19 protein-coding genes are annotated in these 19976 nt (G+C 70.7%); 12 read left to right on the top strand and 7 right to left on the bottom strand.

Annotated features, from left to right (window positions below; genetic code table 11):
• Positions 1–137 precede the first annotated feature (137 nt).
• Positions 138–1004 carry a MurR/RpiR family transcriptional regulator gene (locus tag VPH61_RS13345; RefSeq protein WP_332063989.1) on the top strand — a complete coding sequence of 289 codons (867 nt, stop codon included), beginning with the start codon at positions 138–140 and terminating at the stop codon, positions 1002–1004.
• An 80-nt stretch (positions 1005–1084) separates the two neighbouring features.
• Here the strand turns inward: VPH61_RS13345 and VPH61_RS13340 are convergent, their stop codons facing one another.
• Positions 1085–2260 (bottom strand): NAD(P)-binding domain-containing protein, encoded by a 1176-nt coding sequence (locus VPH61_RS13340; protein WP_332063988.1) that lies wholly within the window; start codon positions 2258–2260, stop codon positions 1085–1087.
• A gap of 202 nt (positions 2261–2462) precedes the next feature.
• On the opposite strand from VPH61_RS13340, the gene VPH61_RS13335 reads away from it, so the two are divergent.
• Positions 2463–2669: a DUF3073 domain-containing protein gene (locus VPH61_RS13335; protein WP_332063987.1), complete on the top strand. Its 207-nt coding sequence runs from the start codon at positions 2463–2465 to the stop codon at positions 2667–2669.
• Between the two features lie 162 nt (positions 2670–2831).
• Here the strand turns inward: VPH61_RS13335 and VPH61_RS13330 are convergent, their stop codons facing one another.
• Positions 2832–3593: an LLM class flavin-dependent oxidoreductase gene (locus tag VPH61_RS13330; protein ID WP_332063986.1), complete on the bottom strand. Its 762-nt coding sequence runs from the start codon at positions 3591–3593 to the stop codon at positions 2832–2834.
• Between the two features lie 11 nt (positions 3594–3604).
• The gene (purM, locus tag VPH61_RS13325) at positions 3605–4708 is read right to left on the bottom strand and encodes a phosphoribosylformylglycinamidine cyclo-ligase (protein WP_332063985.1); all 1104 of its coding nucleotides are present in this window, start codon (positions 4706–4708) and stop codon (positions 3605–3607) included.
• A gap of 91 nt (positions 4709–4799) precedes the next feature.
• Here purM and VPH61_RS13320 point away from each other — a divergent pair, with 91 nt between their 5' ends.
• From VPH61_RS13320 to purF, 3 genes are all read left to right on the top strand, one after another.
• The gene (locus VPH61_RS13320) at positions 4800–5411 is read left to right on the top strand and encodes a zinc-binding alcohol dehydrogenase (RefSeq protein WP_332063984.1); all 612 of its coding nucleotides are present in this window, start codon (positions 4800–4802) and stop codon (positions 5409–5411) included.
• Between the two features lie 123 nt (positions 5412–5534).
• Positions 5535–5966, top strand: coding sequence for a PaaI family thioesterase (locus VPH61_RS13315; protein WP_332063983.1), 432 nt, complete (start codon positions 5535–5537; stop codon positions 5964–5966).
• A gap of 169 nt (positions 5967–6135) precedes the next feature.
• Positions 6136–7593: an amidophosphoribosyltransferase gene (gene purF / locus VPH61_RS13310; RefSeq protein WP_332063982.1), complete on the top strand. Its 1458-nt coding sequence runs from the start codon at positions 6136–6138 to the stop codon at positions 7591–7593.
• Between the two features lie 88 nt (positions 7594–7681).
• Here the strand turns inward: purF and VPH61_RS13305 are convergent, their stop codons facing one another.
• Both VPH61_RS13305 and VPH61_RS13300 read right to left on the bottom strand, forming a co-directional pair.
• A complete protein-coding gene (locus VPH61_RS13305) occupies positions 7682–8047 on the bottom strand; it encodes a potassium transporter Trk (RefSeq protein ID WP_332063981.1) in 366 nt (121 codons plus the stop codon).
• Positions 8048–8130: 83 nt separating this feature from the next.
• Positions 8131–11475, bottom strand: coding sequence for an HtaA domain-containing protein (locus VPH61_RS13300; RefSeq protein WP_332063980.1), 3345 nt, complete (start codon positions 11473–11475; stop codon positions 8131–8133).
• 162 nt (positions 11476–11637) lie between these two features.
• On the opposite strand from VPH61_RS13300, the gene VPH61_RS13295 reads away from it, so the two are divergent.
• Genes VPH61_RS13295 through VPH61_RS13285 form a run of 3 tightly spaced genes read left to right on the top strand, consistent with a single transcriptional unit; the run spans position 11638 to position 14739 of the window.
• Positions 11638–12801, top strand: a complete 1164-nt coding sequence (locus tag VPH61_RS13295; protein ID WP_332063979.1) for a heme/hemin ABC transporter substrate-binding protein — start codon at positions 11638–11640, stop codon at positions 12799–12801.
• A complete protein-coding gene (locus tag VPH61_RS13290) occupies positions 12794–13951 on the top strand; it encodes a FecCD family ABC transporter permease (protein WP_332063978.1) in 1158 nt (385 codons plus the stop codon). Before VPH61_RS13295 ends, VPH61_RS13290 begins: the two co-directional genes overlap by 8 nt.
• Positions 13948–14739: a heme ABC transporter ATP-binding protein gene (locus tag VPH61_RS13285; RefSeq protein WP_332063977.1), complete on the top strand. Its 792-nt coding sequence runs from the start codon at positions 13948–13950 to the stop codon at positions 14737–14739. The genes VPH61_RS13290 and VPH61_RS13285 overlap by 4 nt, the downstream gene beginning before the upstream one ends.
• 46 nt (positions 14740–14785) lie before the next feature.
• Here VPH61_RS13285 and VPH61_RS13280 read toward each other — a convergent pair whose 3' ends face one another.
• Together VPH61_RS13280 and VPH61_RS13275 are read right to left on the bottom strand one after the other, a co-directional pair.
• Positions 14786–15169, bottom strand: coding sequence for a sterol carrier family protein (locus VPH61_RS13280; RefSeq protein WP_332063976.1), 384 nt, complete (start codon positions 15167–15169; stop codon positions 14786–14788).
• A gap of 69 nt (positions 15170–15238) precedes the next feature.
• Positions 15239–15778, bottom strand: coding sequence for a signal peptidase II (locus VPH61_RS13275; RefSeq protein WP_332063975.1), 540 nt, complete (start codon positions 15776–15778; stop codon positions 15239–15241).
• Positions 15779–15974: 196 nt separating this feature from the next.
• Here VPH61_RS13275 and purD point away from each other — a divergent pair, with 196 nt between their 5' ends.
• The 4 genes from purD to VPH61_RS13255 all read left to right on the top strand — a co-directional run bounded on the left by purD (position 15975) and on the right by VPH61_RS13255 (position 19943).
• Positions 15975–17318 (top strand): phosphoribosylamine--glycine ligase, encoded by a 1344-nt coding sequence (gene purD, locus VPH61_RS13270; protein ID WP_332063974.1) that lies wholly within the window; start codon positions 15975–15977, stop codon positions 17316–17318.
• Between the two features lie 7 nt (positions 17319–17325).
• The gene (locus VPH61_RS13265) at positions 17326–18276 is read left to right on the top strand and encodes a phosphoribosylaminoimidazolesuccinocarboxamide synthase (RefSeq protein WP_332063973.1); all 951 of its coding nucleotides are present in this window, start codon (positions 17326–17328) and stop codon (positions 18274–18276) included.
• 94 nt (positions 18277–18370) lie between these two features.
• On the top strand, positions 18371–19213 hold the full coding sequence (locus VPH61_RS13260; RefSeq protein ID WP_332064109.1) for a VOC family protein: 843 nt from the start codon (positions 18371–18373) through the stop codon (positions 19211–19213).
• Positions 19214–19316: 103 nt separating this feature from the next.
• Positions 19317–19943, top strand: coding sequence for a TetR/AcrR family transcriptional regulator (locus VPH61_RS13255; protein ID WP_332063972.1), 627 nt, complete (start codon positions 19317–19319; stop codon positions 19941–19943).
• The last annotated feature ends 33 nt before the right edge of the window (positions 19944–19976 follow it).

Genomic DNA, 19976 nt, shown 5'->3' with positions numbered 1-19976 from the left:
ATCGCGGCAACCGCAACGCGACATCCGGGCCCGGTAGTATTCGACTCCAACCGGGTGCCTCCGCAACGAGCCTCGAATGAGTCCAGTCCGATACGACGTCGGCCGGCCGTTGTCGCGGCCGCCCTGGGAGGCCCCCGATGACCGACGTGTTCGTCTCCCTCCGACAGCGGATGCCTTCGCTTTCGAAGGCCGAGTTCCACATCGCCGAACTGGTGCTCGACCGGCCCGCCGTCGTGGTGGAGTCCACGATCACCCGGCTGGCCGAGCTCGCGGAGACGTCTCCCGCGTCGGTCGCCCGCTTCTGCCGCGCCGTCGGCTACGCGGGCTACAAGGAGTTCCGCATCGCGATCGCCGGCGCGAACAGCCGCGAACAGGCGGCGCGTGAGTTGTTCCGCGTCGATGACGCCGAGATCGACGCGAACGACTCCGCGCTCGATGTGGTGACGAAGGTCGCCTACCAGGAGGCTCGCGCGATCGAGGAGACCGCGCGCAGCCTCGATCTCGACGCGCTCGACGCCGTCGTCGGCGCGATCCGCACTGCGCCTCGCATCGACGTCTTCGGTGCGGGTTCGAGTGGTCTCACCGCACAGGACCTGCAATTGAAGCTGCACCGCATCGGCGTGCCGAGCTTCTGCTGGACCGACGCGCATCTCGCACTCACCTCGTTCGCGCTGACCGGCCCCGGCAGTATCGCGATCGGCGTCTCGCACTCGGGTCAGACGCTCGAGACCCACCAGATGCTCACCCTCGCGCGGGGCCGCGGAGCCACGACGGTCGCGATCACCAACTATCCCGATTCCCCGCTCGCGTCCGTTGCCGATCAGTTGCTCGTGACGAGTGCACGTGAATCCCGGTATCGCACCGGGGCCATGTCGAGTCGCCTCGCGCAGATGGCGATCGTCGACTTCCTTGTCGTGCGCTTGCTGCAGGGCGAGATCGATCGCGCCGGCGAGCTGCTGCGGCTCACCTACGATGCGGTGCAGGCGCACCGGCTCGACGGCTGAGACCCCGGTCGTCCGCGAATCGCGCCCGTTCAGGCTCTCGACAGGCTCAGCACGGTCTCGACGGGCTCGACCAGCAGTGGTCAGAGCATCGCCATGATCTGGCGCGCGATCATGCGTCCCGCCCGGCTCGCGCCGATGGTCGAGGCCTGCGGCCCGTAGCCCGCAAGGAAGATGCGCGGGTCGCTCCACGCGGCGCCCTGCCCCACCGTGATGCCGCCGGCCTTCTCGCGCAGCTTCAGCGGCGAGAGGTGACGCAGGTCGGGGCGGAACCCCGTGGCCCAGATGATCGCGTCGGCCCGGGCCATGCCCGACTCGTCGCCGTCCCAGACCACGCGGTCGCCCTCGATGCGGTCGAACATGGGCCGCGCGACGAGCAGCCCGCGCTCGATGCCAGCGGCGATGCGGCGGCTCTTCGGCACGCCGGTGCCGCTCACGATCGACGGCAATGCCCGGCCCGAGCGCGCGGCTTCATCTTGCATGGCGACGGCGGCGGATGCCCCTTCGAGGTCGAGCTCCTGCCGGTCGAGCCAGTCGATCGGCCGACGCGACACCCAGGTGAGGCCGGCGGCGACCTCTTCGAGTTCGAGCATGAAGCCGATCGCCGAGGTGCCGCCGCCGACCACGACGACGTGCTTGTCGCGGAAGTCCTCGGCGTCGGTGAAGTCGGAGGTGTGCACATGGCGGCCGGCGAACTCACTCATGCCCGGGTAGTACGGCACGAACGGCGAACCCCAGGTGCCCGTCGCGTTCACGAGGAACTGGGTGCTGATCTCGTGCTGCGGCGCGGCGGGCGCGGGCGGTTCCTCGAACGTCTTGCGCCGACGACCGAAGAGTCCTCGTGCCGCCTTCTGCTCCTCGATCGGCTGCGGGGCGAGGTCTTCGTAGCGCACCTGCAGGTCGACGCCGTCGTTCACGACCTGGCGCACGTTCATGGGGCGCCGCACACGCAGGTCGAAGTGCTGCTCGAAGCGGTCGTAGTACTCGGCGACGACGTCTTTCGCGGGGAGGTTTCGGTCGGCGGTGTCGAAGCTCAATCCGAGTTCTGCCATGCCAGGTAGGTCGTTGACCTTGTGCGCGGTGCCGAGCCGGAGCGATGACCAGCGGTGCTGCCAGGCCCCGCCTGGCCCGGGCGCACGGTCGAGCATGACGAAATCCTCGTCGGCCACGAGTTGGAACCGACGCAGATAGAAGGCGACCGACAAGCCGGCCTGTCCGGCGCCGATCACCACGACCTTCACGCGTTCGGGGCTCGTCATCACCTGACAATCTCAGCACGGCTTGCTGTGTGCTCGCAGCACGCGAGCCGAATGCCCACCATACGTCCTCCGGCATGCCTGTGCAGTACGCCGAAGCGTGTCTGCGGCGGTGCTAAACTGGCGGTTGGACGAATTCATTTATCAGATGAGCGCCGGGTGAAGACCAAATCCCACCCGGCCAGATGCCGTAAGGGGGTCACGCATGGGGCGCGGCCGTCAGAAAGCCAAGCACACCAAAGTCGCTCGGGAGCTGAAGTACTTCAGCCCGAACACCGACTACAACGCGCTTGAGCGCGAGCTCACCACCAGCTCGCCGCATGACGAGTACAGCGAAGAGGCGTCGAAGTGGGCGGAGTATGCCGCCGACGATGACGACACCTACGTCGCCGGAGACGAACAGCGCGCATAAGCGCTCGTTCCTCTTCCAGCTCGTAACGACCTCGTACCACCGCGAGACACCCGGCCCCCGCGGCCCGGCCCAGCGGTGACCGATCAGCGGATGCCGCGGCATCCGCTGCTCTTGCGACGAGGTCGCTCGCTGCGTCGTGCGCGAACCGATCGCTGCGCGCACCTATTCGCCGTGTTCGGCCCACGCAGCGGTCGTCTCGACGAGGTGTTCGTACTCGGCGAGCGACCCGCTCGGCGTGATCGCGCGCACGACGACCTCGTCGACCGTGCCGTCGTAGGCGACGAGCGCACGAGCGTCGTCGATCGTCGCATCGATCGCCCGGATGCCGAGGCGGGCGAAGTTCGCGGCATACGCCGGCACCTGCTCGTACCGCTCAGCCTCCGCTTCGAGCTGCCCGCGCGCCGCAGGGTCGACGATGGTGCGCACGTACAGCACCGACTGCACGGGCCGGGCACCCGCCAGGTCGTGCAGCTCGGCGGTCGTGGCAGCCGCCGCCTGCGGGGTGAGCCAGTTCAGGAGGACTCCATCGGCACGCTCGGCGCCGAGGCGGCGCATGCGCGGGCCGAGGGCGCCGACGACGATCTCGGCGCCGGTGGCCTCGCGGAGCGCCGTGATGCCGTCGCCGACGAGCGCCAGGGACTGCGCGGTGCGGCCGGATCCGATGCCGAGCCTCAGCCGGTCGGCCGGGAGCCCCGAGAGGTCGAGTGCGTCGACCGGGCGTCGGTCGAGCGGGATGACGCCCGTCGCGAGGCGCAGTGAGGAGGTCGAGGCCGCGGCGACGCGGAGTCCCGCGAGCGAGTCGCCGCCCGGGATGTCGTTGAGCCACAGCGCGTGGAACCCGAGCCGCTCGATGCGCGGCGCGAGCGCGGCGACGATCGACGCCTCGATGGTGCCGATGAGTCCGATCGAGACCGGCGTCTGCACGGCGCGGCCGATCAGCTCGCGTACGAGCCGACGAGTCGCACGGCGCCGCCGTCGACGCCTTTGGCTCCCTGTTCGAAGCCAGCGAGATCGCGGTCGCCGATGGTCACCGTGCCGGCCTGCCACGACGGGAGGCCGAGGGCGCCGAGCGCCGAGATGACGGATGCCGCGGCATCCGCTCGCACGACGGCGAAGAAGCCGATGCCGAGGTTCCAGGTGCCCTCGGTCGATTCGAGCGAGGTGCCGGCCAGGTCGTTCAGCACGCGGAAGACGGGGGCGGGCGACCAGCTCGTGCGGTCGAGCTCGACCCAGGAGCCGAGCGGCAGCACGCGGGCGAGGTTCGCGGCGATGCCGCCGCCCGTGACGTGCGAGAGCGAGTGCACGGCGTCGCCGTGCGGGCCGGCGAGCAACTCGACGAGCTGGCCGGTGTAGAGGCGCGTGGGTTCGAGGAGCGCCTCGCCCCACGTCGTGCCGAGTTCGGCCGAGGCGTCGGTGTACCCGATGCCGGCGCTCGTCAGGATGTGCCTGACGAGCGAGAAGCCGTTGGAGTGCAGGCCGCTCGAGGCGATCGCGATGACGGCGTCGCCGGACTCCACCTTCTCGGCGCCGAGCAGGCGGTCGGCCTCGACGATGCCGGTCGCGGCACCCGCGACGTCGTAGTCGTCGGCGCCCATGAGACCCGGGTGCTCGGCCGTCTCCCCGCCGACGAGGGCGGTGCCGGTCTCGGCGCAGGCGCGGGCGATGCCCGTAACGATCGAGGCGATGCGTTCGGGCACGACCTTGCCGCACGCGATGTAGTCGGTCATGAAGAGCGGCTTCGCGCCGACCACGACGATGTCGTCGACGACCATGCCGACCAGGTCTTGGCCGATGGTGTCGTGCTTGTCGAGCGCCTGCGCGATCGCGATCTTCGTGCCGACGCCGTCGGTCGAGGTCGCGAGCAGCGGCCGGGTGTAGTCCTTCGCGAACGAGAGGTCGTAGAGCCCGGCGAATCCGCCGACGCCGCCGAGCACGTTGGGCCCGTGCGTCGCGGAGACCGACGCCTTCATCAGTTCGACGGCGAGGTCCCCCGCGTGCGTGTCGACTCCGGCAGCGGCATAGGACGAGTTCGAGGTCACCCGACCAGCGTACCCGCCGCCCTGCCCGTCGATCCGCTCCCCCCGCGCGCCGAACCGTGCCGCCGCGCCAACCGCGGACTAGAATTCAGCCATGCAGCCGGGGGGCACGCCATCGTGGGTGATCCGTGAGAATGCGAGTCGCCCGGTCCTCCTCGCGCTCTACCTTCGCGAAGTGCTCGGCATCGCCTCCCCCCTCGAACTGCCGCGACTGCGCGATGTCGGCGCCGTCGGCGCTCGGCTCGAGATCGATCAGCACGACCGGCTCGAGCAGCAGTGGCGGGCCTGGTGGGCGATGACCGTCGAACCCGAGACGCACACGTCGGCCGTGCCGCTGGAACTCGTCGAGGCCTTCGACACCGATGTCGCGCTTCCGACCACCGGCGCCGAAGTGCTCGCCGCCGCCATCGTGCCGCACGCCGAGGCGTCACGAGCCTGGGCCGAGTGGGCGCACGACGGCTACCGCAACGCCTCGGCCGCCCGCCGCGGCGACTCGTACCGCGCCTATGCCGGCACGATCGCCGAGCACGAACGCGAGGTCGGCCGCCGCGCGCACTCCTTCGAGCTCAACGTCGAAGTCGTGCCGCTCGCCGAATCGGGCGTCTGGTGGATCGGCGACCTGACCGTCGCGGTGACCGACTCGCTGCGAGCGGATGCCGCGGCGTTCGACGACGCCATGCACCCGATCATCGCCGAGCTCGCGTAGGCACAGCGGGTTGAGGAGCGACGAAGGAGCATCTCGAAACCCTGAGCGCGAGCAACCCGGTTTCGAGACGCTCGCTGCGCTCGCTCCTCAACCAGCGGGATTCACCGTGACAGACTCGACGGCATGAGCATCTGGTTCGGCGAGCCCTCACTGGAGTGGGCGAACGCGCGCGACGACACCCTGATCCGCACCCTCGGCATCGAGCTGACCGAGACCACCGACGGCTCGCTCAAGGGCCGGATGCCCGTCGACCACCGCACCCGCCAGCCCGGCGGGGTGCTGCACGGCGGAGCATCCGTCGCCCTCGCAGAGACGCTCGCGAGCTGGGGCGCGACGCTGACGGTCGACCCCGCGAAGTTCTACTGCGTCGGCATGGAGATCAACGCGAACCACGTGCGACCGGTCGCCGAGGGCTGGGTCTACGGCGAGGCCGTGCCGCTCACGCGCGGGCGCACGACGCAGGTCTGGGACATCAAGATCACGGATGCCGCGGGCAAGCTCGTGTGCGTCTCGAGGTGCACGATGGCCGTGCTCGCGAAGCCGACGGAATACTGATCCGGCCCCCTTCGACCCTCGACGGGCTCAGGGCAGGCCGAGCTCAGGGAACAGGGGAAGCGCTCAGCTGAGCAGCAGCCGTCTCTCAGCCGGCTCACCCGTGCACGTATGCGAGGATTGAGGAGTCCTGCTCGGACACTTCCCCCACCTTCGAGGAGCCATCGCTCGCATGTGCGGCATCGTCGGAATCGTCTCCACTGAACCGGCCAACCAGCAGATCTACGACAGCCTGCTGCTGCTGCAGCACCGCGGTCAGGACTCGACCGGCATCGCGACGGCCGACGGCCCGATCTTCCACATGACGAAGGCGCGCGGGCAGGTGCGCGAGGCGTTCCGCACCCGCGACATGCGCTCGCTCATCGGCAACATGGGGCTCGGCCACGTGCGCTACGCGACGAAGGGCGCCGCCGAGCGCGAAGAGGAGGCTCAGCCGTTCTACGTGAACGCGCCCTACGGCATCACCCTCGTGCACAACGGCAACCTCACGAACACGCGCGAACTGTCTGAAGACCTCTTCCGCATCGACCGCCGCCACGTGAACTCGACGAGCGACACCGAGATGCTGCTGAACGTGCTCGCCACCGAGCTGCAGGGCCAGATCACGGGCCTCGACCTCGACCCCGACCAGGTCTTCACCGCCGTCGAGCAGGTGCACGAGCGCGTCGAGGGCTCGTACGCCGTCATCGCGCTGATCGCCGGCTACGGGCTCCTCGCCTTCCGCGACCCGTTCGGCATCCGACCACTCATCCTCGGCCGCCGCACCGCCGAGAACGGTCGCGACGAGTGGATCGTGGCATCCGAATCGCTCGTGCTCGAATCGGGCGGCTACGAGATCGTGCGCGACGTGCGCCCCGGCGAGGCGATCTTCATCGGCCTCGACGGCGAGATGATCTCGCGGCAGTGCGCGAAGAACCCGGTGCTCGTTCCCTGCTCGTTCGAGTACGTCTATCTCGCCCGCCCCGACTCGATCATGAACGGCATCTCGGTGTACGAGGCGCGCCTGCGCATGGGCGACCGGCTCGCGACGACGATCGAGACCCACATGGACAAGGGCGACATCGACGTCGTCATGCCGATCCCCGACTCCTCTCGGCCCGCCGCGATGCAGGTCGCGCAGAAGCTCGGCATCGAGTACCGCGAAGGCTTCTACAAGAACCGCTACGTCGGCCGCACGTTCATCATGCCCGGCCAGGCGGAGCGCAAGCGTTCGGTGCGCCAGAAGCTCAACGCCATGGGCACGGAGTTCAAGGGCAAGAACATCCTGATCGTCGACGACTCGATCGTGCGCGGCACGACCTCGAAGGAGATCGTCGAGATGGCGCGCGCCGCCGGCGCCAACAAGGTGACCTTCACCTCGGCGGCCCCGCCCGTGCGGTTCCCGCACGTGTACGGCATCAACATGCCCTCGCGGCAGGAGCTCATCGCCTACGGCCGCAAGATTCCCGAGATCGCCTCGGAGCTGAGCGCCGACCACATGATCTACCAGGAGGTCGCCGACCTCCAGGCCGCGATCACCGAGGGCACCCCCATCGAGCAGCTCGATCTGTCGTGCTTCACGGGCGAGTACGTCACCGGCACCGTCACCGAGGAGTACCTCGGCTGGGTGGAGCGCACGCAACTCAGCTGACAGGCAACGGCGAGCGGATGCCGCGGCATCCGCTCGCCGTTTCGCGCTGCGTCTCGGGCCAGCGACGGTTCCGAGAGCGACGCGGCTGCTACTCGTCGACCGGGTGGATCGTCTCGTGCTCGACAGTGACCGACTTCGCGCGGCGCGCGGTGGCGCGGTCGATGAGGAGCGCGACGAGGGCGCCGAGGGCGAGTCCGATCGCCGCGCAGGCGAGCAGCAGGAACCCGAACACCTGGCCACGGTCGAACTCGTCGTTCGCGGGGAAGCTCATGGTCAGGATGAGGGCGACCACGGCGCCGACGAGGGCGCCGAGCGTCATGAACCGCGAGTAGCGCGGGGCCCGTCGCATGGTCACGGTGTCGCGCTCGACCTCGGTCTCGAGCGGCACGATCGCATCGGCGCCTTGCGAGATGCGCTGCTCGTCGGGTTCGGGGGTGTTCACGGGGTCGGTCACCTCTCCATTGTCCCACCCTTCGCTGCGACCACGACGGGAGGCCCGCTCCTTCCGGAACGGGCCTCCACAGCTCTCGACCTGCGTCAGTGCGCCGTGCGACGGCTCCGAACGATCAGGAACACGACGAGCGCGGCGATCGCGAGCGCGATGACCGCCACGAGCAGCCAGATGAGCCACGGTGCCGGGCCATCTGCGGCGGTTGTCTGCACCTCGGAGTCGACGGCTGCGGCCGGCTTCACGTCGGGCTTCGACGCATCCGCCTCGATGCCGCAGTCGGCCGGCAGCGCGATCGCGAACGCGACCGGGTCGAGCTCTTCGCCACTCGCGTACGTGCCGAACGCCGCCGCGCCCTCCTCGGTGAACTCGGCGGGCACCGCCGTGCCGACGAGCGAGTCGCCGTCGCGCTCGAGGGCACCTTCGAGGTCGAGCACTGCGAAGCGCACGCCGGTCGCGGTGACCGGCTCGCCCTGCTGGGTGGTACCCGTGACGTCGAGCCGCACGTAGGCCTCATCGCCGCTGACGAACTCGATCGACGGGTTCGCGATCGTCGTGTCGAGCGCGCCGTCATGACCGGTGAACTCGATCGAGCCGGGGAACGCGACGATGCCGCGCACCGTCTCGGCCTCGATCGAACCGGTGCCGCCGCTGAACCCGAACACGCCGTCCTGCTCGCTCGCGCCCGCGACGATCCATTCGCCGTTCGCGATGCCGCTCTCGAGGTACTGCAGGAACGACGCCTTGAAGCCCCAGTCGAGCGTGGCCTCGGTCACGGTGCAGAGGCCCGCGGGTGCGCTGACGGTGAAGCGGATGCCCTTCGCCGTCGACCCCTGGAAGGTCAGCGTGTGATCGCCGGCCGCGAGGCCGGCGGGGAGGCTCCCCGTCCAGGTCACGATGCCGGCGGCATCGGCGACGCGGTCGCGTGCGAGCACCGTCGGGGTCGAGTAGACGACGACCATGATGCCGGCCTCGTTCGGCTGGAAGCCGTCGACCGTCACGGTGACCTCCTTGCCCGCCGCGAGGGCGGCGAGGGTGGCGGGGTCGAGCGTGATGCCCGTCGTCGCGGGCGGCGTGGCCGGCACGCTCCGCGGTGCGGCCGTGGACGCCGAGGTGCTGGCGACTGTGCCCGAGTTGCCGGTAGGCGCCGCTCCCGGCGTGCCGATGACGACGGTCAGCGGATCGAGCGCACCGCCGGCTGCGTAGTACCCCTCGAATGCGGCGGCTCCCGCGGCGGTCAGCGTGACCGGTGCGTTCGCGATGCGCGTCGCACCGTTGACGTGCGACTTCGAACCGCGCGCGAGATCCACGAACGCGAGGTCGACCCGCGACCCGTTCGCGGAGACCTCGAGCACGCCGCTCGTGGGCGTGGTGACACGCAGGGTCGGGTTCGCGAAGGTCAGGTCGAGCAGGCCGCCGTGACCGGAGAACCGCACCGAACCCGCGTAATCGGCGGTGCCGGTGCCCATCGCCTGGCTGTAGCTGCCGCCGGTCTGACCGAACTGGAAGACGCCGCCCGACTGGGTCGCGCCCGAGCCGACCGAGATCGAGCCCTTCGCGATGGCGCCCACGACGTAGTTGCGGAACGCGCTGGAGACACCCCACGTGAGCGAGCCGCTCGCGATAGGCGCAACGGGCCCGGGACCGGGGCCGGGCGTCGGGGGCTCGACCGTCGCGAAGGCGATCGGGGTGTAGGTCTCGAACGCGGCGACCTTGGCACCGCTGCCGGCGTACGTGTACACGCCGTAGTTGCCACCCGCGAGGGCCTTGTCGAACTCGCGTGCGGTCAGCTCGACCTCGAAGGAGCCGTCAGCGCCGATCGCGACCGCACCGGCAGCAGCGCCGCCGATCGTCTCGACGTCGGCCGCATCCACGACCCACTTCTGCGAGTCCACGACCCGCGCCGACGACGCAGCCCCCGCGCTCGGCCTCCAGTTCTCGGCGAAGGAGCCGAACACCACGTAGGCGCCCGCGAACTTGCCCGCCAGCGGCGGACGCACGCCATTCGTCGCCGGGGCGTTCGGCACGAAGCCGGTGCCCTTCACGACGACCTTCTCGCCCGCGGCATCCAGCCCGCTCGTCTTCGACACCGTCACCGTCGGAACCACCGGCTCGGTCGCGAAGGCGATCGGGGTGTAGGTCTCGAACGCGGCGACCTTGGCGCCGCTGCCGGCGTAGGTGTACACGCCGTAGTTGCCACCCGCGAGGGCCTTGTCGAACTCGCGTGCGGTCAGCTCGACCTCGAAGGAGCCGTCAGCGCCGATCGCGACCGCACCGGCAGCAGCGCCGCCGATCGTCTCGACGTCGGCCGCATCCACGGCCCACTTCTGCGAGTCCACGACCCGCGCCGACGACGCAGCCCCCGCGCTCGGCCTCCAGTTCTCGGCGAAGGAGCCGAACACCACGTACGCGCCGGCGAACTTGCCCGCCAGCGGCGGACGCACACCATTCGTCGCGGGGGCGTTCGACACGAAGCCGGTGCCCTTCACGACGACCTTCTCGCCCGCGGCATCCAGCCCGCTCGTCTTCGACACCGTCACCGTCGGCACCACCGGCTCGGGTTCGGGCTGCGCGATCGCGATCGGCGAGAACGAGTCGAGCGACCGGTCGGTGACCGAGAGGCCGTGCGCGGCAGACGTCGCGACGACGTAGGACTTCGCCGGGTCGAACGAACCCGCCGGCGCCTTCAGGGTCGTCGTGAACGCGCCGTCGACGATCGAGCCTGCGGGCACCCAGCCGAGTGCGATCCAGCCGGTGGCGACCAACGGGCCACCGCCGCTCCAGATCGAGGCGTCGCCGAGCAGCACGTACGCGCCGTTCGCCGCCCCGGCACCGACGTACCCGGTACCCGAGACGGTGAACGTGTTCTCGACCGCAGGGTCCACATCGATGGAGGGCGACACGGTCAGCACCGGGTCGGCCACCGGCTCCGGCGGAGTCGGCTGCGCGATCGTGATCGGAGAGAAGGCGTCGAGCGACCGGTCGGTGACCGAGAGACCGTGCGCCGCAGACGTTGCGACGACGTAGGACTTCGCCGGGTCGAACGAACCGGCCGGCGCCTTCAGCGTCGTCGTGAACGCACCGTCGACGATCGAGCCCGAGGGCACCCAGCCGAGCGAGATCCACCCCTCTGCGACCAACGGGCCTCCGCCGCTCCAGATCGAGGCATCGCCGAGCAGCACATAGGCGCCGTTCGCCGCCCCGGCACCGACGTACCCGGTACCCGAGACGGTGAACGTGTTCTCGACTGCGGGGTCCACGTCATCGGCGGGCGTCACGGCGAGCGACGGCGATGCCACCGCCGCCGGTGCGATCTCTTCGGCGAGCGCGGGCGCCGCAGTCAGGATCGAGCCGCCGACGGCGAGCAGGGCCGCGAGTGCGCCGGCGATCCAGCGCCTCCCCGAGCGGGTGGGTATCGATGACGGTGTCTTCACGACGCGGTCCTCCAGGCATGGCGAAGCGACGGCGCGCACAGGCGGCGGACGCGTCGCGAGGGTGGGAGTGAGGATTGCTGAGTTAGGTAAGCCTCAGCTAAGGAAGACGCTAGAGTGAAGCCTGCCGCCCTGTCAACTTTAAGGTAAGGCTTACCTCACTTCATGGCTTCCCGTGTCCTTCCGCGCCCGACGTCAGCACCTGCGTCCCGGGCATCGCGTCCGTACCGTCTCGCCGTCGCCGCGATCCTCGCAGCAACCGTGATGCTGACCAGCGGCTGCGTCGCCACCGCGAGCGGCTCGACCGCCGAGCCGCAGTGCGTCGCCAGCGCGACCCCCTTCACCGAACTCGCGATCGACGCCTCGCCGCGCACGATCGAGGGCCCGTCGACCGCGTGCCTCGCCGACGCGGCGCTGCCGACGATCGACTCCGACGAGGCCCCGCAGCTTCCGGCGACCGTCACCGACGACGAGGGCACGAAGGTGACAGTGACGGATGTCTCGCGCATCCTGCCCATCGACGTCTCGGGTTCGCTCGCCGCCACCGTGTTCGGCCTCGGCCTCGGCGACCACGTGGTGGGGCGTGACAGCTCGACCGGATTCGCCGAGGCATCCGCTCTGCCCGTCGTGACGCAGGGCGGCCACAACCTGACCGCCGAGGCGATCCTCGCGCTCGACCCGACCGTCGTGATCACCGACACGACGCTCGGCCCGCTCGACGTGCTCGACCAGCTTCGCGACAGCGGCATCCCCGTGGTGATCACGACCTCCGAGCGCAGCCTCGACACGATCGACGACCTCATCGGGCAGGTCGCCTCAGCGCTCGGCGTGCCCGAGCGCGGCGAGCTGCTCACGGCCCAGGTCGACGCCGACCTCGCCCGCGTCACCGCCGAGATCGACGCGACGATCCCCGCCGACCCGGCCGTGCGACCGCGCATCGCCTTCCTCTACGTGCGCGGCTCGGCGAACGTCTACTACCTCTTCGGCGCCGAGTCGGGGGCCGACTCGCTCATCGAGTCGATCGGCGGTGTCGACATCGCGAGCGAGATCGGCTGGGAGGGCATGCGGCCGGTCACCGCGGAGGCGCTCGTCGCCGCCCAGCCCGACGTCGTGCTGCTCATGAGCGGCGGCCTCGAGTCGGCCGGCGGCATCGACGGACTGCTCGAACGCGTACCCGCGCTCGCCTCGACACCCGCCGGCGTGCACCGCCGGTTCGTCGACATGGCCGACAGCGAGATCCTGAGCTTCGGACCGCGCGCACCGCAGGTCGTCGAGGCCCTCGCCCGGGCGGTGTGGGCGCCCGAGCAGTCGGGGTACCTCGATGACTGACACCCGCGCCGACGCGCCGGCCGACGCCGCCGGATCCGATCCGGCCGAGGCGAGTTCGCCAGCCGATGCCGTGCTGCCGAGCCTCGCGAGCGAGGCGACGGAGAGGCGGGGTCTCGCCCCGCGCACGCGGAGCCTGCTGCTCTTCGGCGGCCTCGCCGTCGCGCTCGTCACGGGCGTCGTCGTCTCCGCGGGCGCCGGGCAGCTGCCGGTGCCACCGCACGAGGTCTGGAACTCGCTCCTGCGAGGCCTCGGCCTGAGCGATGCGCCCGAGGCGTTGCCGAACACCGACTCGGCGCTCTGGAACATCCGCTTCCCGCGCATCGCGATGGCCCTGCTCATCGGCGCGGCGCTCGCGATGGCGGGCACCGTCATGCAGGCGATCTTCGCGAACCCGCTCGCCGAGCCGGGCGTGGTCGGCGTCTCGTCGGGCGCCGCGCTCGGCGCCGCCGCCGCCATCGTGCTCGGCTGGACGGCGTTCGGCGACTGGGTGACGGCCGTCGCCGCCTTCGTGGCCGGCCTCGGCGCCACCCTCGTGGTGTACCTCGCAAGCCGCGCGGGCGGCCGCACCGAAGTCGTCACGCTCGTCTTGACGGGCATCGCGATCAACGCGTTCGCGGGCGGCGCCCTCGCCTTCCTCACCTTCATCGGCGACACCGGCTCCCGCGAGGAGATCGTGTTCTGGCAGCTCGGCTCGCTGAACGGCGCCCGCTGGCCCGAGGTCGCCGTCATGCTGCCGCTCGTCGTCGTCGCGGGCGTCGCGGCGCTGCTCCTCGGCCGCACGCTCGACCTCTTCTCGCTCGGCGAGCCCGGCGCACGCCACCTCGGCGTGCGGGTCGAGACGGTGCGCATCGTCTCGATCGTCGTGGTCGCCGTGCTCGTCTGCTCGGCCGTCGCGTTCGCGGGCATCATCGCGTTCGTCGGGCTCATCGTGCCGCACCTCATGCGCATGGTGCTCGGGCCGGCCCACCGGCCGCTGCTCGTCGCGAGCGCCCTCGGCGGCGCGCTGCTGCTGCTCCTCGCCGACCTCGCCGCCCGCACGATGGTGCCGATGGCCGACCTGCCGATCGGCATGCTGACCTCGATCATCGGTGGCCCGTTCTTCTTCTGGCTGCTCCGGCGAACGCGCCGTCGATCGGGAGGCTGGGGATGAGCCTCGCCTTCACCGCCACGGGCCTCGCCCTCACCGCCACGGGCCTCGCCGTCGAGATCGACGGCGTGCGCCTGCTCGACTCGGTCGACTTCACGGCGGCGCCGGGCCGCGTGCATGCGCTCATCGGCCCGAACGGCGCGGGCAAGTCGACGCTGCTCGCCGCCCTCGCCGGCGACCGCGCGGCAGCCTCGGGCACCGTGCACCTCGGTGACACCGCGGTCGCCCGCCAGTCGCCGAAGGTGCTCGCGAGGCTCCGCGCCGTGCTGACGCAGGAGCACACGGTCTCGTTCCCCTTCCCCGTGCGGGAGATCGTCGCGATGGGACGCCACCCGTGGGCGGGCAGCAGCGCGGCCGACGATGACGACCGCGAGATCGACGCCGCGATGGCGGCAACGGATGTCTCGCACCTCGCCGCCCGCACCGTGCCCTCCCTCTCGGGCGGCGAGCGCGCACGAGTCGCCCTCGCCCGCATCGTCGCGCAGCGCACGCCCGTGCTGCTCCTCGACGAGCCGACGGCCGCGCTCGACCTGAAGCACCAGGAGGACGTGCTGCGCCTCGCCCGTGACCACGCCGCTGCCGGCGCTACGGTCGTCGTCGTGCTGCACGACCTGAACCTCGCCGCCGCCTATGCCGACGACATCACGCTCCTGCGACTCGGCCGGGTCGTCGCGACGGGTGCGCCCGCCGAGGTGCTGACGGCCGAACGCATCGAGGCGGTCTACGGCCAGCCGGTCGAGGTCGTGCCGCACCCGCGCACGGGAGTTCCGCTCGTACTGCCGGTGCGCTGAAGCGGCACGACGGCACCGAACGCCGAACGCCGAACGCCGAACCGCGTCAGCGGATGATCGGCAGCACGTCGCCGAGATCGGCGCGCTGGCCAGAGGCGTGCACGCGCCCGGCCGCTCGTGCGTCGGCCCAGGAGAGGGTGCCCGTCGCGAGGGCGAGCCACGTCGTGACATCCGTCTCGACGACGTTCGGCGGGGTGCCGCGCGTGTGCTTGGGGCCCTCGATGCACTGCACGGCGCCGAACGGCGGAACCCGCACCTCGACCGTGCCGCCGGGCGCCTCTTCGGCGAGCAGCTGCAGCGTGTAGCGCACCGCGAGGGCGAGGGTCGAACGGTCGACGGATGTCGCGGCATCCGCCCCCTCGGCCGTCGCCGTCTGCAGGGCCGTGACGGCCGCCCGCCCGATGTCGTCGCCGATCCTCACGCGTGCCATGTCGGCCATTCTGCCACCGGCGGTTCGCCGCCGTCAGTGCCGTCGGTCAGGCGAGATGCCGCGCCGCCGTCACTCGTCGTCGCGCACGCGCCCGCCCTTGGGCGCGATGCCCATGAACGTCAGCACGAGGATCATCACGGCGCCCGCGAAGATCGCGATGTCGGCGACGTTGCCGATGAACCAGTCGCCGTAGCCGATGAAGTCCACGACGTGGCCGCGGCCGAAGCCCGGGTCGCGGAACAGGCGGTCGCCGAGGTGGGTGATCGCGCCCCCGAGGATGAGGCCGAGCGCGATCGTCCAGCCGACCGATCCGACCCGCCAGGCGAACCACGTGACGGCGATCACGCCGACGCCCGCGAGGATCGCGAAGATCCACGTGTACTCGGTGCCGATCGAGAACGCGGCGCCCGGGTTGTAGACGAGCACGAAGCGGATGAGGTCGCCGATCACCGGGATCGTCGTGCCGTCGCCGAGCTCAGCCTCGGCCCACCACTTGCTCGCCTGGTCGATCACGACGATGAAGGCGGCGATGGCGAGCACCCACCAGAAGAGGCGGTGGCCGCGGGGGCTCGGGACGTCCACGGGCAGGTCATCGGGCGTCGCAGTCACGCCTCCATCCTCTCAGCAGATCGAGTGTGCAGTTGTTGCGGTTCTCAGCGCGAAATGAGCGCCCTTTCTGCCCACTCGATCTGCAGAGGGGATGGTGGCGCTCGATCTGGGGGAACCGAGCGCTGCGGCGGCCAGGGCGTTTCGGCCGATGCGTCACGGGGCGAAGCCGCGCAGCCCGACGCGGTAGCCTGAACCGGTGAGAATCCTCGTCCTCGGCTCGGGCGCGCGCGAGCACGCCATCATCCTCGCGCTCCTCGATGAGGAGGCCGGCCACGAGATCATCGCGGCGCCGGGCAACGCGGGCATCGCGGCATCCCCCACCTCTTCGGCTCGTGGCAGCGTGACGACCATCGCGCTCGACCCGGCCGACCCGGTGCTCGTGAGCGACTACACGCTCGACAACGACATCGAGTTCGTCATCATCGGCCCCGAGGCCCCGCTCGTCGCGGGCGTCGCCGACGCGCTGCGCACCCGCGGCATCGCCGTGTTCGGCCCGGGCAAGGCCGCGGCCGCGCTCGAGGGGTCGAAGACCTTCGCGAAGCGCATCATGCAGGACGCCGGCGTGCCGACGGGCCGCGCGAACCTCGCCGACACCCTCGACGACGTCGAGGTCACGCTCGACGAGTTCGGCGCCCCCTACGTCGTGAAGGCCGACGGCCTCGCCGCCGGCAAGGGCGTGCTCGTCACCGAAGACCGCGACGCGGCGGTCGCCCACGCCGCCCATTATCTGCAACAGGGCCCCGTGCTGATCGAGGAGTTCCTCGACGGCCAGGAGGTGTCACTGTTCCTGCTCTCCGATGGCACGAACGTGCTGCCGCTCTCGCCCGCGCAGGACTACAAGCGCCTGCGCGACGGCGATGCCGGCCCGAACACCGGCGGCATGGGCGCGTACTCGCCGCTGCCGTGGCTCGCCGACGCCTCCGACGGGCGCGGCGGCCGGTTCGGCAGCGAGCAGGCCTTCGTCGACGAGGTCATCGAGACGATCGCCCTGCCGACGGTGCGCAAGCTCGCCGAGGAGCAGACGCCCTTCATCGGGCTGCTCTACGCGGGCCTCATCCTCACCTCGCGCGGCATCCGCGTGATCGAGTTCAACGCCCGCTTCGGCGACCCCGAGACGCAGGTCGTGCTCCCCCGCCTCGAGACCCCGCTGTCGGGCCTGCTGCTCGCCGCGTCGACCGGCGGGCTCGGTTCGCTGCCGCGACCGGTCTTCCGAGCGGATGCCGCGGTCACGGTCGTGCTCGCGAGCGAGGGGTATCCCGAGGCGCCGCAGACCGGGCGTGCGATCGAGGGCATCGAGGGCGCGGCATCCGTGCCCGGCGTGCACCTCGCCCACGCCGCGACCGCGATCGGCGCCGCGAGCGAGACCGACACGGCGACCGACGACCTGCCGCTCATCGCGACCGGTGGCCGTGTGCTCAACGTCGTCGCGGTCGGCGACGGCTTCGCCGAAGCCCGCCGACGCGCCTACGAGGCGCTCGGCCACCTGCGGCTCGACGGCGGCCAGTACCGCACCGACATCGCCGCCCGCGTCGCCGAATAGAGGAACCATGAACGCATCGCAGGAGCACCCCGGCTGGACCCACGTGTACTCGGGCAAGGTGCGAGACCTGTACGTGCCGACCGAGCTGCTCGTCGATGACGACAGCTGGACCGGCGACCCGCTGAACCTCTCGCCGGTGGTGCTCGTCGTCGCGACCGACCGTGTGAGCGCGTACGACCAGGTGCTCTCGCCCGCGATCCCGGGCAAGGGAGCGATGCTCACGCGCCTCACCCGCTGGTGGTTCGACCAGCTGCCCGAGGTGCCGAACCACTTGGCGCAGCCCCTCGACGACCGCCTGCAGGCACTCGCCCTGCCCGAGGTGCCGGCCGAGTTCGCCGAGCGCGGCACGCTCTGCCACACGCTCGACATGTTCCCGATCGAGTGCGTCGTGCGCGGCTTCATCACGGGTGGCGGCTGGAAGGAGTACCAGCAGACGGGAGCGATCGGCGGCATCCCGCTGCCCGAGGGTCTCCAGAACGGCGGCCGCCTGCCCGAGCCCATCTACACGCCCGCGTGGAAGGCGCCGATGGGCGAGCACGACGTCAACGTCTCGTACGAGCGCACCGTCGAACTCGTCGGCGAGGTCGTCGCTGCGCAACTTCGCGAGCTCTCGCTCGAGATCTTCGCCCGCGCGTCCGAGATCGCCGAAGCACGCGGACTGATTCTCGCGGACACGAAGTTCGAGTTCGGCGCCGACCGCGCGACCGGCATCGTGACCCTCGCCGACGAGGTGCTGACGAGCGACTCGAGCCGCTACTGGGACGCCGAGGCGTACGCCACCGCCGCGACGCCCGAGCTGCGCATGGCGAGCTTCGACAAGCAGATCGTGCGCGACTGGCTCGCCGCGAACTGGGACCAGGAGGTCTCGGAGGAGCCACCGACCCTCCCCCACGAGATCGTCGAGCAGACCGCCGCGCGCTACCGCGAGCTGCTCGAGCGGTTGAGCGTCGGCGCCTGAGGGAATAGGCCCGCCGGCCCCCGGGTTATCATTAGTTGTGATTACAACTAATGGCGCACCGAAGGGTGCAGGACTGCTCGCGGCCGACACCGGCATGGGCGCCGTGACGCTGCGCGTCGGCGACCTCGACGCGATGATCCGCTACTACCGCGACGCCGTCACCCTCGAACTCCTCAGCCACGACGGCCCCGTCGCCGTGCTCGGCCGCGGCACCACGCCCATCGTGATCCTCGAGCACGCGCCCGAGCTGCGTCACGCCTCGCCGCGCGACGCCGGCCTCTTCCACACGGCGATCCTCTTCGACACCCGTGAGGCGCTCGCGACCGCGATCTACTCGGTCGCGTCGAAGCATCCGGGCACCTTCACCGGCAGCGCCGACCACCTCGTGAGCGAGGCCTTCTACTTCACCGACCCCGAGGGCAACGGCATCGAGCTCTACTTCGACCGCGACCGCTCGAAGTGGAGCTGGACGCACGGCACGATCGAGATGGCGACGCTGTACCTCGACCCCAACGAGTACCTCCGCGAACACCTCACCGAGGGCGGGGCGGATGCCGCGGCATCCGGTCTCGGCCTGGGCGACGCCGTGGTGGGCCACGTGCACCTCTCGGTCGGCGACGTCGCGAGCGCCCGCGAGTTCTACGTCGAGCGGCTCGGCTTCGAGACGACGGCCGAGATGGGCGACCAGGCGCTCTTCGTCTCGGCGGGCGACTACCACCACCACATGGCCATGAACACGTGGAACAGTCGCGGCGCCGGCCGACGCGGACTCGCGCTCGGACTCGGCAAGGTCGAGATCGTCGTGCCGAGCGCCGACGACCTCGGCGGACTCGGCGAGCGCATGGCCCACTACCGCGTCGAGACGCGCGACGACGGCCTCACCCTCGCGTTCGACGACCCGTGGGCGAACCTCGTCGTGGTGCGCGCCGCCGACTGACGTCTGCGAATTCGGCCCGAGCCCGGGGGTGGCTCTGTCGACACGAGCGTGGCGCGAACCTCGCACTTGCACATAGCGAGCGAGTGAGTGTACAGTCACTCATATGGCAACCAAGCTCTCCACCGCAGAGGAACGGCGACCGCTCGTCATCGCCGCCGCGATCACCGCCTTCGCCCGTACGGGCTACCGCGGCACCACGGTGGCCGACGTCGCAGCCGAAGCGCGCATCTCGTCGGCTTACGTCTTCAAGCTCTTCCCGAGCAAGGAGCAACTCTTCGTCGGCGCGCTCGACGCCTGCTACGACCGAGTGGTCGAGTCGCTCGGCCATGGCGTCGAACGCGCAACGTCGACCACGCCCGACGGCATCCTCGACTCCATGGGCGGCGCCTACGCCGAGCTCATCGCCGACCGCGACCTGCTCATGCTGCAGGTGCACGCGCAGTCGGCGGTCGAGGTGCCCGAGATCGGTGCAGCCCTGCGGCGCGGCTACCAGCGCGTGACCGAGTTCGCGTCGACGAGATCGGGTGCGACGGATGCCGCGGTGCAGCGATTCATCGCCTTCGGCCAGCTCTGCCACCTCGTGGCCACGCTCGGCATCGACGACTCGACTGCGGCATGGGCCACGACGCTCGCGGCGGGCATTCGCCACCCCGACTTCGCGGCGGGCGCGCCCGACTCGGGCGACAGCGCGAGTTCCAGCCCTCGCGCCGACGCCGGCTCGGTCGCGTGAACCACCCACCCGAACCCGTCACCTCGAGAGGAG

This window comes from Agromyces sp. CCNWLW203, assembly GCF_036576125.1.
GTDB lineage: Bacteria > Actinomycetota > Actinomycetes > Actinomycetales > Microbacteriaceae > Agromyces.
Note: the sequence above shows the minus strand (reverse complement) of the source record. Positions and strands in the feature narration are given on the sequence as shown.

Bases quoted from the DNA above. Each gene is read 5' to 3' on its own strand.
- VPH61_RS13345 (WP_332063989.1), top strand. From the start codon at position 138: ATGACCGACGTGTTCGTCTCCCTCCGACAGCGGATGCCTTCGCTTTCG.
- VPH61_RS13340 (WP_332063988.1), bottom strand. From the start codon at position 2,260: ATGACGAGCCCCGAACGCGTGAAGGTCGTGGTGATCGGCGCCGGACAG.
- VPH61_RS13335 (WP_332063987.1), top strand. From the start codon at position 2,463: ATGGGGCGCGGCCGTCAGAAAGCCAAGCACACCAAAGTCGCTCGGGAG.
- VPH61_RS13320 (WP_332063984.1), top strand. From the start codon at position 4,800: ATGCAGCCGGGGGGCACGCCATCGTGGGTGATCCGTGAGAATGCGAGT.
- VPH61_RS13315 (WP_332063983.1), top strand. From the start codon at position 5,535: ATGAGCATCTGGTTCGGCGAGCCCTCACTGGAGTGGGCGAACGCGCGC.
- purF (WP_332063982.1), top strand. From the start codon at position 6,136: ATGTGCGGCATCGTCGGAATCGTCTCCACTGAACCGGCCAACCAGCAG.
- VPH61_RS13295 (WP_332063979.1), top strand. From the start codon at position 11,638: ATGGCTTCCCGTGTCCTTCCGCGCCCGACGTCAGCACCTGCGTCCCGG.
- VPH61_RS13290 (WP_332063978.1), top strand. From the start codon at position 12,794: ATGACTGACACCCGCGCCGACGCGCCGGCCGACGCCGCCGGATCCGAT.
- VPH61_RS13285 (WP_332063977.1), top strand. From the start codon at position 13,948: ATGAGCCTCGCCTTCACCGCCACGGGCCTCGCCCTCACCGCCACGGGC.
- VPH61_RS13280 (WP_332063976.1), bottom strand. From the start codon at position 15,169: ATGGCACGCGTGAGGATCGGCGACGACATCGGGCGGGCGGCCGTCACG.
- VPH61_RS13265 (WP_332063973.1), top strand. From the start codon at position 17,326: ATGAACGCATCGCAGGAGCACCCCGGCTGGACCCACGTGTACTCGGGC.
- VPH61_RS13260 (WP_332064109.1), top strand. From the start codon at position 18,371: ATGGGCGCCGTGACGCTGCGCGTCGGCGACCTCGACGCGATGATCCGC.
- VPH61_RS13255 (WP_332063972.1), top strand. From the start codon at position 19,317: ATGGCAACCAAGCTCTCCACCGCAGAGGAACGGCGACCGCTCGTCATC.